Origin of the sequence: Streptomyces sp. NBC_00299 (assembly GCF_036173045.1) — a bacterium.
Classification (GTDB): domain Bacteria; phylum Actinomycetota; class Actinomycetes; order Streptomycetales; family Streptomycetaceae; genus Streptomyces; species Streptomyces machairae.
This window is the reverse complement of sequence record NZ_CP108039.1, coordinates 452,302-464,604: the sequence shown is the minus strand read 5'-3', so window position 1 is coordinate 464,604 and position 12,303 is coordinate 452,302. Positions and strand designations below refer to the sequence as shown.

Here is a 12,303-nt window from a genome sequence, read left to right as displayed (position 1 = left end):
CCTGAAAGACGGGCTCTGCGCTCTAGGGAACCGATCAACCACGACACGAAGGTCCTGCACCACCCCGTGGTCGGAGAGCTCACCCTGCGTACCGAGGCACTCGCCCTCCCGGGTGACCCGGACCAGACCCTGTTCGTCTACCTTGCCGATCCGGGCTCCCGGTCCGAGGAAGCCTTGGCCGTCCTGTCCTCCTGGGCCGCCGGCCAGAGCCATGCCGACGACCGCACGACGGCCCCCGACTCCCATCAGGGGACCGAGCGGCGGCGGAACACGGCCGGGTAGCGGCTCGTCGTTCGGTCGCTGGACGGGGCCTTGTTCGAGTCAGGGACCGGGCCGCCGGCCCCGACCGCCGGTAACGCCCGTCACGGGCCCGCGTGAGCTCACGTCGTGGGCGTGAATTCGGGCAGGGTGAGGGCCGAATGGGCCGGTCGTCCCTCCGCGGCGGGCATGGCGCTGAGATTGCGCAGCATGTCGTTGCGCAGCTTCAATGCCTGAGCGGTCGTCGGGAAGAGTGCGGCATCCCCCTCGCCGACCAACTCCTGGTTCACGGTCACGAATTGACGGGTGTTGTGTTCGTAGGCGGCGAAGCCCGCTGCGTGGCCCCGGTCGGCCAGGGAACCGGCGAGCATGTAGGCGCCGACGAGCGCGAGACTGGAGCCCTGTCCGGTGAGGAACGAGGGCGCGTACGCGGCGTCGCCGACCAGCGCGACCTTGCCGCTGGACCAGCGGGGCATGCGGATCTGGCTGACCCCGTCGAAGAACAGGTCGTCGGCGTCGCGCATGGCGGCAAGCATGCCAGGGACCTCCCAACCCGCGTCGGCGAAGACCGCTGTGACCAGGTCCCGTTGGGCTTCCGGGTTCCGGAACGCGTCGTACGGCGGTTCCGGGTGGGCGAAGTTCAGGAAGGCGTGCACGTCGGCGTTGTCTCCCAAGGCGTAGAGCACCGCGGCCCTGCCCGGGGTGTTCCACAGCACGGCCTCGTGGGCGAGCCCGAAGGTGTTGCGCATGGTGAACCCGGCGAAGCAGTAGCCGAGATACCGGTGGAACTGCTCTTCGGGGCCGAACAGGAACTCGCGGGTACGTGAGTGCAGACCGTCCGCGCCGAACACCATGTCGAACGTACGCCTGCCGCCTCCGCGGAAGGTGACGTCGACCCCGGGGCCGGACTGGTCGAGGGTGTCGATGGAGTCGTTGAACAAGAACTCCACGTCGTCACGGACCGCCATGTACAGAGCGCTGGTCAGATCCCCGCGCCGTACCTCCAGGTCCCGCCCCGCGACACCGCCGGTGACGGTGTGCGGGTTCACCGAGGCCACCTCGCTGCCGTCCTCGTGAAGGAAGGTCAGCCGGCGCAGGTCGATGTGCGCGTCCTGGAGGCGCGGCAGGATGCCCATTCTCCGGACGACCTCAAGGGCGGTGCCGCGTACGTCGACGGGGTACCCACCGCCACGAAGTGCGCCCGCCTTCTCGACCACCGTGACGGCGAATCCGTAGCGGTTCAGCCAGAACGCGAGGGCGGGCCCCGCGATGCTGGCCCCCGATATCAGGACCTTGCGCCTCGGCGCCGTACGGATGCCCCTCGACTCCGCCGACTCCCCCGACAGATCGGTGCGCGTCATTCCTTGACTCCTTTGCTCATGGTCCGGACGACAAGCAGGCACAGCGCCGTGACGGCGCCGGCTATGACGAAGCCGGTGACGAAGGCCCATTCGGCCGGGAGGTCCGACCCGGAAGGGGTCGCGGCGGTGAGGATCGCTCCGCTGACCTGCACACCCACGGCGTAGCCGAGCACGCGAGTCACCAGGACCAGGCTGGTGGCGATGCCGGTGTCGCCTTGCTCGACGGACGTGGCGGTGCCGGTCACCAGCGCCGTGACGCACAGACCGTTGGCAAGCGCGATCATCATCTTGGCGATGACGATGTGCCAGACCTCGGTGTGCACGGCGGCCAGGGCGATCAGGGCGGCGGCCAGGATGACGATCCCCGCGGTGACCACGGCACGCGAGCCGAAGCGCCGCGTCCCCATCCCACCCATCGGCCCGGCCAGCGACGCGGCCACGGCGCCGGGCAGCAGATAGAAGCCGATCTGGGTGGCGTCGGCCCCGAAACCGTATGCGTCGGCGGACACCGCGAACAGTTGCGGGACGAGATGGACCGGCACCGCGGTTCCGACGCAGATCAGGAACGTCAGCAGACACGACTGCCACACCGCGGGCCGTGCCAGCATGCGCAGATCGACCATCGGCGAGGCCGCACGACGCTCCACGGCGATCCATCCGGTCGCGAAGGCGGCCAGAACCACGATGAGGGCGCCGAGCACGAGCGGCCGCGCGCCGATTTCCGGTGCCAGCGCGAGCACGAGCATGAGCGTGACCAGTGTGCCGCTCAGGAGAAGCAGGCCGGGCCAGTCGATCCCGGTGTCGTCCGACCGGTCGGACCGGGCCGGCAGATCGTGCGGCATCAGCCTGTTCACCAGCGCGGTGGCCCCGATGACCGCGATCGTCGGCAGCGCGAACATCCAGTGCCGGGACAGCCCTTCCGCCACGGGCCCGGCCGACAGCGTTCCCGCCATCCCGCCGCCCACGAACAACCCGCTGACCACCCCGATGGCGACCTTCGACTCTCCCGCGGGGAGGTGTTCGCGCACCAGGATGAACGACAGGGGCAGCGCGCCCACCATCGCCCCTTGCAGTACCTGGCCGAGCAGCAGCACGGGCAGGTTCGGCGCCAGGGCGGACACCAGGCCACCGGCCGAGACCACCGCCATCAGCCGGACCAGGACCCGTTTTCCGCCGTAGCGGTCGCCTAACTTGCCTGCCACCGGTGTGATGAGAGCGCCGGTGATGAGGAGCACGATGCTGAGTAACGCCCCTTCGGCCGGACTCATGTCCAGGTCCCGTTGCAGGAGCGGGAGCGTCGGTGTCACCACCGACTCCAAGGCGCCGGTGGCGACTGCCAGCAGGCCGAGAGCCGCGACAGCGGGCTTTCCGATGCGGACCGGGGGAGCGAGCGTTGCGGTCATGGACGTCCTTTCCGTCATTGCCGGGCGAGGTGCGCTGGGTGCTCTGTGGGCAGGGTCGGAGGTCGTCCCCCTGCATGAACCCGGGGAAATGGCAGTCGAGTTGGCGCATGCACGGCTCCGCCCGGCGGAGCGGGTCGACGAGTGCGGTCCTCGTGATGAGCCGAGATTACACTACACCGTGCAGTGTAGGACGGGTAAGATGTGGCCATGCCGACCACGAAGACACTGCGCGAGGGGTCCACGCCGAAGCGGGCCGCCATCCTCTCGGCGGCCCAGGAACTGTTCCTCGCCGACGGCTTCGACCGGTCCAGCGTCGACGCTGTCGCCGCCCGGGCCGAGGTGTCCAAGCGGACGGTCTACGACTACTTCGGTGACAAGCAGACGCTGCTGAAAGCGGTCGTCGACGCCGTCGGCCAGTCGCTGATCACCACGATCCGACGCACCCTCGACGAGACCCTCACCGACCTCCCCGAGGACGCCGAGCTCGAGGACGCCCTGGTCACGTTCTCGATGCGGATCGCGACCGACATGCTCGGCTCGGCGGAGTACGCAACGCTGCAACGACTGGTCCGGGCGGAATCCGCCCACCTGCCGAGCCGGGGCTACAACTCGATGGCCGACACCCCCGACGAGGCAATCGCCGAGCGGTTCGCCGCCCTCGCCGCGGCCGGGCTGCTCGAGGTCCCCGACCCCCGCCTCGCGGCCGACCAGTTCATCGCGCTGACCTTCGGCGTCGCCCTGGACAGGCTCGGTTCGGCGAACGCCGCGGAGGATGCCCGCGTCCGGCCCCTCATCGTCGAGGGAGTGCGGACGTTCCTCCGGGCCTACCGGACCAGGTAGGGCGGGCCCGTCTCATAGGCCCTTCAGTCCACCGGATGCCCGGGCTCGATCGAGACGGCATCAGCGAGCCGCAGCAGTGGCGAGCCGTCGGTCTCCCCGCGCTCGCCGTACTGCACGGGATCCAGGACGAAGCCGACATGGTCGCCTGCGTCGGTCTTCTGCTCGATCCTCCCGACGAACCATGCGCACGCGTCCTGCAGCACGTGGGCCCCGCCGTACCCCGGGGCCCACGCCGCACGCGCGAACTTGTCCACCTGGTGACCGGTTTCGCCACCGAACAGGGCAGCGAGCTCCTGCTGCTCCCGGGTCAGGAGATGGACGGCGAGGAAGTCGGCCGCACAGGCCACCTCATACGTCCGGTTCACCTTCGACAGCCACACCACGAACCGCACCGGCCGGATGGAGCACTGCGAGGCGAACCCCACGAGACAGCCCGCCCGCTCGTCGCCCGCCGTAGCAGTGACCACGTACATGTCGGGATTGAGCCTGTCGGTGAACGCGTCCATGCCCACCATGTTCACGTATACGCCCGCTCTCGACTCCTCGCCTCGCCAGATGCTCGGTGGTCCCATAGGGTCACGGTGCCGATACGACATTACGGACGGCGCGGCCGGCGTGCGCACGGAGCAGCTCCCCACGGCCGGGCGGTCCGGCGGACGTTTCCCGGGAAGCCATGGTCATGCAGCTGTGGCTCAGGCGATTGAGGAGCGCTGATGTCAGGACAGTTTGAAGCGACGGTCGAGGTCGATCGACCTGTCGAGGCGGTGTTCGACTACCTCGCCGACGGACGCAACGATCCCCAGTTCAGCCCCCGAGTGCTCGGGATCGAGAGGGTTCCCGACGCCCCGACGGCCGTCGGTACGGTCTTCCGCAGCACGGTCAAGGACGCCGGCATGAAGACCGCCAGGGAGTTCCGCATCACCGATCTCGAAGCCCCGGTGCGTATCCGGTGGGCCGAGGCATCGAAGAACACGGTCACGGTCCGCGAAGGCGGATACGACCTGGAGGCCCTGGCCGACGGCAGGACCCGGGTCCGTATCTACAACGTTCTGGAGGGCCACGGCGTTGGCAAGCTCCTGGTAGGCCTTGCGCTCGCGGCCGCCCGCAAGGATGCCGACGCCTTCGGCGCCCGGATCAAGGCGGCGGCCGAAGCGGCGATCGTCCAGCGCTGACGTCTCCCGAACGGGTCGGCCGGCGAACCCACCGGTGGGCCGTACGTCAGCGTCCCGGATGGCACAAACTGCCAGTGCGGCAGCTCGCTTCCTCGACTCCAAGTACGGCATGTCCGGCGTCACGTCGACCGAGCCGGTGATCCTGTGTCGTCGGCGTCCGGACCACCACGACGCCCAGTGGACGACCCTCCGCCCCCAAGCTGACCGCGGCCGCGTATTCCAACGGCTGACCGTTCGCCCCAAGTGGCCCCCGGCGCACGTCGTTCCGGGGGCCGCGTTGAAATCGTTCGGAAGTCACTGAATTTCCTCCGCCGACTCCCGCAAGGGAAGCCATATCGGAATTGCTTCAGAATTCGCTGCCCGTGATGCCTGAACTCGGAACGCAGGAACGGGAATTACGGTATTATGGCAGCAGTGAAGTGGGTGAGCATACGTCAGGCGCGGGAGGCAGGGCCGGATGCCGGAGAGAAACATCGAATTCGGGAAGTACGGGGCGCGCGGCATCAAAGGCCACGAGGCAGTCGCCCGCCAACTCGATGCTCTCGCCGGTTTCATCACCACCCCCGTCGCCGCCCGCCGGGGCCTGCTCGCCCGTCTGCACTACCTCACGCGCACCGACCACGCCCGCGCCGCAGCCCGAGAGGCCGGCCTCACAGTCACCGACCGCACCCTCAAGGCATGGCTCGACGGCAAGCGAAGCCCATCGAAGGCCAACCTGCCACGCATCGAGACCGCCTACCGCGCTGTGCGCCGCCACAACGTGGCCCGCTATCTCCTGGCCCGCCTCAACCGTGAAGGCCGCGGCACCCGGGTCGAGTTCCACCCGCTCAACCAGTCCCAGGTCGACCGTCCCCGCCAGCGCGTCGTGGAGTTCCGCACCCTCAACGTCCGCCACTGGGACCGCGTCATCGAGGCCTGGACACGCGACGACGAGCAGGCCCTGGACGATGCGTGGACCAGCGACGCGGTGGTCGACCTCGGCTCCGAATGGGGCCAGTACGAATACGTCACCACCATCGGCTTCGCCGCCTGATCCGGCCGTAGGCCTCCCGGATTTGTCAGCGCCGGATTCTGTGAGTGGTCGGCTTCAGCGGACGGAGTTCTCCGGCCGCACGGCCAACTTCAGAGGCGTGGAAACCGGCGCCCGAACTCTCATCCGCGCATACGCAGGTACGCCTCCAGCTCCGCGGCCCCGGTCAGCATCGCCCGCCCGCGGGCGGACAGCCGGCCGCGCCAGTCGCCCAGGGCGGCCTCCAGTGGTTCCAGACCGCCGGCCGACCGCACCTGGGCGATCAGCGGGGCGATCTGCTCCAGTAGGTAGCCGCCCCTTCTGAGTTGGTGGGCCAGCCGGGCGTCCCGCACATCGGCCTCGTCGTAGCGGCGGTACCCGGTCCGCGGGTCACGCTGAGGGCTCACCAGCCCGACGCGCTCCCACTTACGCAGTGTCGCAGGCCGGATTCCGAGGTCCTGTGCCAACGGCCCGATGAACGTGCCGCCGGGCTCGGCCACAGTAGGGGGCTCCAGGTCGCGGAGGGCGCCTTCCACGGCCTGCAGGGTCCGCCGGTCGTCGAGAAGCTGGGCGTGGCTCTCGTCGATGAGACGGAACGCCTCGTCGTCCGAGCCCTGGTTCACGGCCCGCATGATCGACGTCGCCGTCTGGTGACCGTGACCCGGCACCAGGGCAAGAAACGCACGCAGGGCCCCCGCGTGCAGCGAGGTGTAGGTGCGGTAGCCGTGGAGTGTGCGGCCGGCGGTCGGAAGGATGCCCGCCTCCTCGTAGTTCCTGACCGCCTGGGTGGACAGGCCGTGCCCGCGCGCCAGATCAACCGGCCTCAGCCGTTCCTCGGTTTGAAGGTTTTGTCCCATGCTCCTGCCAATATCGCGAGAAACTTTCAACGGAAGGTTCAACGATACCGTTGAAGGCATGGCGACTCACATCAAGGATTGCATCCACGCCTTCGAGGCCGCGGCCCTCATGAGGCTGCTGCCCGCCCGACCCCGGCTGCTCGCTCTGGGCGAGCCCACCCACGGCGAGGACACGCCGCTCGAAATGCGCAACGAGTTGTTCCGGCAACTCGTCGAGCAGGAGGGCTACAAGACGATCGCGATCGAGAGCGACTGCATGACGGGCCTGCTCGTGGACGACTACGTCACCTCGGGCAGGGGGTCTCTCGATGAGGTCATGAAGCACGGATTCAGCCACGACTGGGGCGCCTACCCGGCCAACCGTGAGCTCGTGCGCTGGATGCGCGCCCACAACGACGGCCGGCCCGCGTCCGGGCAACTCCGCTTCGCCGGCTTCGACGGCCCGCTGGAGATCACCGCCGCCGCGAGCCCCCGACAGGCCCTCACCGCACTGCACGGCTACCTCGCGGCCCGAGTGGACGCGGACCTGCTCCCCTGCACCGCGGAAACACTGGACCACCTGCTCGGTGCCGACGACCAGTGGACCGACCCCGCCGCGATGATGGACCCGGCCCAGTCCATGGGACAGTCGGCAGAGGCCGCTCAACTGCGGCTGCTCGCCGCCGATCTGGTCGCCCTGCTGGACACCCAGACACCGCACCTGCTCCCGGCGACCTCACCGGACGACTGGGACCGGGCACGCCTGTACGGACGCACCGCGACCGGCCTGCTGCGCTACCACCACTGGATGGCCGACACCTCACCGGCGCGCATGACCCGGCTGTGCGCACAGCGGGATCTGATGATGTCCCACAACCTCCTCGCCATCGCCGCTCGGGGCCCGGCGTTCATCCACGCCCACAACTCCCATCTCCAGCGGGCGAAGAGCACGATGCAGCTGTGGGAGGGGCCGGTGGAGTGGTGGAGCGCCGGTGCCCTGGTGAGCGCCCAACTCGGTGACGAGTACGCCTTCGTGGCCACGACCCTTGGCACGATCCGACACCAGGGAGTGGACACCCCGCCCCCGAACACCCTCGAAGGGCTCCTGTACGCGCTCCCGGACGACCGCTACGTCATCGACGCCCCGCGCCTGGCCACCGCCCTCGGCGACACGCGGCCGGCGCTCCGCGAATCCCCCTGGTTCGGCTACGCCCCGTTCGACCCGGCCCACTTGGCGGACACCGACGTCATCGTGTTCGTCAAGGACGTCCTGGACGTCCCGCACAGCTGAGGTCAGCGAAAGGAGTCGCCATCGCCGACGGTGAGGTCAGGCACCTGTTCGCCGCCTGGGACTTGGGCCAGGACATGCTCTACAGCCACATCAAACATCCTCCGCGGGAACAAGCACGCCGTAGATATTCGCTTGCACGTCATCGTCACTCGGGTCAACGTCGCCTGACACCTGACGAAGGCAGAGAAGATGACCACGCAGACCCACCCCGTCGACCACGAACTCATCCAGGCCGCGGCCCACATCGCCAGCACTCGCTGCCGGGGCGACAACCACACCATGGCGGCCGCGGCCCGCGCCCAGGACGGTCGGATCGTCACCGCGGTGAACGCCTACCACTTCACCGGAGGCCCCTGCGCCGAGCTCGTCCTCATCGGGGCGGCAGCCGCCCAGGGTGCGTACAGGCTGGACACGATTGTCGCCGTGGGTGACCGCGACCGGGGGGTTGTCCCCCCGTGCGGCCGGTGCCGTCAGGTCCTCCTCGACTACTTCCCCACCCTCAAGGTCATCGTCGGCGAACAGGACCGCGTCCGAACCGTCCTCATCACCGACCTGCTCCCCGAAAGCTACGTCTGGGCCGACCACCAGCTCGACGCCGAGTAGACAGGGCCACCCAGACTGACACCGTCGCCCAAGATGACGCTGTCAGCCGCAGCCGAAAACAGAGCGAGCGTTTGGCGCATCGGCATATGGCAGCCGGGCGGCGGAGCGGATGACATTGTGCGCCCGACGAACGACGGAGGTGTGTGGCGTGGACGCGGTGACATCGCGATACGGCGGTGAGGTCCTGCAGGAGCAGGGCCGAGCCGGCGACCCCTGGGAGGGAGTGGACGCGGTGGCTCTCGCGCAGGCCGTTCGGGCCCAGGCGGGGCGGTCGGTGGCGGGCATCGACGACATGGCGTCGTATCTCGCCCGCCAGGTGTCGGACGCCTCCCACCGCGAGGTCCTCGGCCCGCTTCTCGACGGTCAGGGGGCCGGCGGTGTCGTCGTGCGGCGCGGCGCGGTTCTGGCCTCGTGGGGCGACCCGGCCCGAGCGGAGATGGCCTACAGCGCCACGAAAAGCGTGCTCTCGCTGGTGGCGGGCATCGCCTTCGACGACGGGGTGTTGCGCCTGGACGAGCCCGTGTCGGAGTCGGTGGACCTGCCCGAGTTCGGCACCGAACACGGGCGTGCGATCACCTGGCGTCATCTGCTGGACCAGACCAGCCAGTGGGAGGGCGAGCTGTGGTCCAAGCCGACCTGGGTGGACGCGCAGAGCACCCGCGAGGGCACTGAGTCGGCGGGCGGACTGCCCGGCGCGGGCTGGGCCTACAACGACGTGCGGGTGAACCTGACAGCTCTGGCGCTCACGCTCCTGTTCGGCCGTGCCCTGCCGGACGTGCTGCGCGAGCGGGTCATGACGCCGGTCGGCGCCTCCGACGGCTGGTCCTGGCACGGCTACGCCAACTCGGTGGTCGACATCGACGGCACCGAGGTGCCGGTGGTCTCCGGTGGCGCGCACTGGGGCGGCGGCCTGTGGATCAGCGCCCTGGACCTGGCCCGGATCGGCATGCTGTGTCTGCGCGGCGGGACATGGGGGGAGCGCCAGGTCCTGTCGCGTCGCTGGATCGAGGAGCTGTGGACTCCCTGCCGGGTCAAGCCCGAGTACGGCCTGTCGTGGTGGCTCAACGACCACGGCACGGTGTGGCCCGGGGCCCCGCGCACGGGCCGCTGTGCCCGCGGCAATGGCGGCAACCACCTGCTGTGGGTGGACCCGGCACGCGACCTGGTGATCGCCTCACGCTGGGGCGCCGAGGTGGAGCGCCTCCTGGCCGAGGTCTCATCGGCGGTGCCGCCCCACGCGTGACGCGCAGGAGGCGCTTCTCAGCTCGGCTTTCACGGCATCCTCGCCAGGCGTGCCCCGCGTTGCCGGCGGCGCCCCTTGCCGCCGAGGAACCAGGCGATCTCGCAGCGGCACTGGCAACCGAACCACCTTGCGTCCGGGGCTTCTTGCCAGGCACCAGCGGCCGCAGGCCGTTCGCCTCGCCGTCGAGCTCGATAGCCGGCAGCTCACGTACGAGTGGGCCTGATGCCGGCCAACCTGGCAGTACGTGCGCGACAGCGGCATGGTTCTCGTCCTCGCCCACCAGGACGTGGCCACGCAACAGCTGGACGTGAAGGGAGGCTCCACTCTTACGGCCTGGTGCGCAATTGCCTCGCGCTGAGCCGCCCTGCGATCTACCCTCGCGGCCATGACGTCACACGATGCGCCTGAAGTCTCCCGGATCGCTGCCGGTAATGCCGGGCTGGTGATCCGGCAAGAGACGGCTGACGATCACCGAGATGTGCGCGAGGTTCATACGCGCGCCTTCGGTGACAGCGAGCGGGTTCCCGGGCTCGTGGAGGCACTTCGCGTTGCGGAGGCCGCATTGGCGCCGATGTCCTTCGTCGCTGTCGTTGATGACCGGGTCGTCGGGCATGTCCTGCTGAGCGCGACGCGGTTGGACGCTCCGCGCCGGATCGTGGACGTCCTGTCCCTGTCACCGCTGGGCGTGGTCCCGGAGTTCCAGCGTCAGGGCATCGGTACACAGCTCATCGCCCACGCCCTCGAGGCGGCCGACAGCCAGGGTGTGCCGTTGGTATTCCTGGAGGGTCCGCCGCGCTACTACGGCACGCGCGGCTTCGAGGGTGCCGGCACGGTGGGCTTCCGTTCGCCGTCGCTGCGTATCCCTGAAGCCGCGTTCCAGGTCGCCCGGTTGTCCGCTCACGAGCCGTGGATGACGGGCACCTTCGTCTACTCAGAGGCCTTTTGGGCCTTTGACTGCGTGGGCCTGCGTGACCCCGAGGACTGAAGGGCTACCCGACGTCTTCGCCATCTCCGAACATGCAGATCGGAGGCTCTGGCGTGGCGCTCGCTCGGGATACTCCTCCCCCCGTGGGGTACGCTCTCGCGGCCCACGGCCGGCGACGGCGTCCGCGAGGGTCGCAGCCAGGTCTCCGCTGTATGTAGTGTGCCGAAATGACAAGAAGCGAGCGGCTCGCGGAGCAGCTGGACTGGCACTGGCGCACGAACCTGCGGCCACGGCTGGATGGTCTTACCGATGAGGAGTACTTCTGGGAGCCGGTGCGCGGCTGCTGGAGCGTCCGCCCGCGTGGCACGTCGGCCGCACCGAAGTCGGAAGGTTCGGGGGAGTGGACGATGGACTTCGCGTCCCCTGGCCCGGTGCCGGCGCCGGTGACCACGATTGCCTGGCGGCTGGCGCACATCATCGTCTCGTGCCTGGGCTATCGGGTGGGATGGTACTTCGGCGGCCAGGACGTCGACTCCCAGACATTCGCCTACGCGGGGACCGCTGACGAGGCGCTGAAACAGCTCGATGAGATGTACGGGAGATGGAACGAGGGGGTCCGCTCGCTCTCGGACGCTGACCTGGAGAATCCACCTCCGGTGGGTCCCGAGCAGTTTCCGATGGAGAACAGGGTCCTGCACGTCAACAGGGAGCTGATCCATCACGGCGCTGAGATTTCCCTGCTGCGCGACCTCTACCGCTGGCAGGACGGAGCCGTACCGCGCCGAGTATGACTTTCCGGTGGCCGGCGATCGAGCTTCGGAAACCTACGTGGACTCCGTGACGCTCCCCGGCTGCGAGCTTCAGTGAAGCTGCGGCCCCTTGAAGTAGCTGGTCAGGGTGGTGGCGTGAGGGTCGTTCGGGGTGGTCATGCTGGTGTTGGGCGGATGTCTCGGGCGTAGATCATCTGTCAGCGGGCTCCTTCGAGGTTCGTCAGGACGAACAGGGCGCGCAGCAGGCCGGTCGCGCGGGCGGGATCGGTGCGGAGGTTGGTGAGGATCCGCCAGTTCTTGAGATGGGCGAAGCCGTGCTCGACCGGGCGCGTGCGGCGGCGAGCGCCCGGTTCGCTTCCTCATGCGCCGGGGCCGAGTTGTTCGACGTCGAACGGTGCACCGTGACCAAGGCCGTCGGAGAGATCAAGCCGCTGCTGGCCGCCCGCGGCTTCGCTGCCCCCCACCGGGTTCCGGCTCACCGGCTCACCGCTCGCCATGCGGTAGGCGACCTCGGAATGGATCAGGCCGACGCGTGGCTGTGACGAATGGATCATGCCGGACAGCCCATCATCCAACCGGCTTTGTCCGCTCC

14 protein-coding genes are annotated in these 12,303 nt (G+C 69.0%); 10 read left to right on the top strand and 4 right to left on the bottom strand.

Going from position 1 to position 12,303, the window contains the following annotated elements; translation table 11 throughout:
• Positions 1-15 precede the first annotated feature (15 nt).
• The gene (locus OHT51_RS02255; RefSeq protein ID WP_328884214.1) at positions 16-282 is read left to right on the top strand and encodes an MmyB family transcriptional regulator; all 267 of its coding nucleotides are present in this window, start codon (positions 16-18) and stop codon (positions 280-282) included.
• Between the two features lie 98 nt (positions 283-380).
• Here the strand turns inward: OHT51_RS02255 and OHT51_RS02250 are convergent, their stop codons facing one another.
• Together OHT51_RS02250 and OHT51_RS02245 are read right to left on the bottom strand one after the other, a co-directional pair.
• Positions 381-1,619, bottom strand: coding sequence for an FAD-dependent monooxygenase (locus OHT51_RS02250; protein ID WP_328877162.1), 1,239 nt, complete (start codon positions 1,617-1,619; stop codon positions 381-383).
• Positions 1,616-3,022 carry an MFS transporter gene (locus OHT51_RS02245; protein ID WP_328877161.1) on the bottom strand — a complete coding sequence of 469 codons (1,407 nt, stop codon included), beginning with the start codon at positions 3,020-3,022 and terminating at the stop codon, positions 1,616-1,618. The genes OHT51_RS02250 and OHT51_RS02245 overlap by 4 nt, the downstream gene beginning before the upstream one ends.
• 207 nt (positions 3,023-3,229) lie before the next feature.
• Here OHT51_RS02245 and OHT51_RS02240 point away from each other — a divergent pair, with 207 nt between their 5' ends.
• Positions 3,230-3,862, top strand: a complete 633-nt coding sequence (locus tag OHT51_RS02240) for a TetR/AcrR family transcriptional regulator (RefSeq protein ID WP_328877160.1) — start codon at positions 3,230-3,232, stop codon at positions 3,860-3,862.
• 23 nt (positions 3,863-3,885) lie between these two features.
• On the opposite strand, the gene OHT51_RS02235 is transcribed toward OHT51_RS02240, so the two are convergent.
• Positions 3,886-4,377: a flavin reductase family protein gene (locus OHT51_RS02235; RefSeq protein ID WP_328884213.1), complete on the bottom strand. Its 492-nt coding sequence runs from the start codon at positions 4,375-4,377 to the stop codon at positions 3,886-3,888.
• A 198-nt stretch (positions 4,378-4,575) separates the two neighbouring features.
• On the opposite strand from OHT51_RS02235, the gene OHT51_RS02230 reads away from it, so the two are divergent.
• Positions 4,576-5,034, top strand: a complete 459-nt coding sequence (locus OHT51_RS02230) for an SRPBCC family protein (protein ID WP_328877159.1) — start codon at positions 4,576-4,578, stop codon at positions 5,032-5,034.
• A 457-nt stretch (positions 5,035-5,491) separates the two neighbouring features.
• Positions 5,492-6,067, top strand: a complete 576-nt coding sequence (locus tag OHT51_RS02225) for a transcriptional regulator (protein WP_328877158.1) — start codon at positions 5,492-5,494, stop codon at positions 6,065-6,067.
• Positions 6,068-6,186: 119 nt separating this feature from the next.
• Here OHT51_RS02225 and OHT51_RS02220 read toward each other — a convergent pair whose 3' ends face one another.
• The gene (locus OHT51_RS02220; RefSeq protein ID WP_328877157.1) at positions 6,187-6,900 is read right to left on the bottom strand and encodes a TioE family transcriptional regulator; all 714 of its coding nucleotides are present in this window, start codon (positions 6,898-6,900) and stop codon (positions 6,187-6,189) included.
• A gap of 58 nt (positions 6,901-6,958) precedes the next feature.
• On the opposite strand from OHT51_RS02220, the gene OHT51_RS02215 reads away from it, so the two are divergent.
• The 6 genes from OHT51_RS02215 (at position 6,959) to OHT51_RS02190 (ending at position 12,253) form a co-directional block, all read left to right on the top strand.
• Complete coding sequence (locus OHT51_RS02215; protein WP_328877156.1) at positions 6,959-8,170, top strand: erythromycin esterase family protein; 1,212 nt, start codon at positions 6,959-6,961, stop codon at positions 8,168-8,170.
• A gap of 189 nt (positions 8,171-8,359) precedes the next feature.
• Positions 8,360-8,773 carry a cytidine deaminase family protein gene (locus OHT51_RS02210; RefSeq protein ID WP_328877155.1) on the top strand — a complete coding sequence of 138 codons (414 nt, stop codon included), beginning with the start codon at positions 8,360-8,362 and terminating at the stop codon, positions 8,771-8,773.
• 148 nt (positions 8,774-8,921) lie between these two features.
• Positions 8,922-10,016: a serine hydrolase domain-containing protein gene (locus OHT51_RS02205; RefSeq protein WP_328877154.1), complete on the top strand. Its 1,095-nt coding sequence runs from the start codon at positions 8,922-8,924 to the stop codon at positions 10,014-10,016.
• A 442-nt stretch (positions 10,017-10,458) separates the two neighbouring features.
• Positions 10,459-11,001: a GNAT family N-acetyltransferase gene (locus tag OHT51_RS02200; protein ID WP_328884212.1), complete on the top strand. Its 543-nt coding sequence runs from the start codon at positions 10,459-10,461 to the stop codon at positions 10,999-11,001.
• Positions 11,002-11,168: 167 nt separating this feature from the next.
• Positions 11,169-11,732: a DinB family protein gene (locus OHT51_RS02195; protein ID WP_328877153.1), complete on the top strand. Its 564-nt coding sequence runs from the start codon at positions 11,169-11,171 to the stop codon at positions 11,730-11,732.
• A 281-nt stretch (positions 11,733-12,013) separates the two neighbouring features.
• Positions 12,014-12,253 (top strand): hypothetical protein, encoded by a 240-nt coding sequence (locus tag OHT51_RS02190; protein WP_328877152.1) that lies wholly within the window; start codon positions 12,014-12,016, stop codon positions 12,251-12,253.
• Positions 12,254-12,303: the final 50 nt, after the last annotated feature.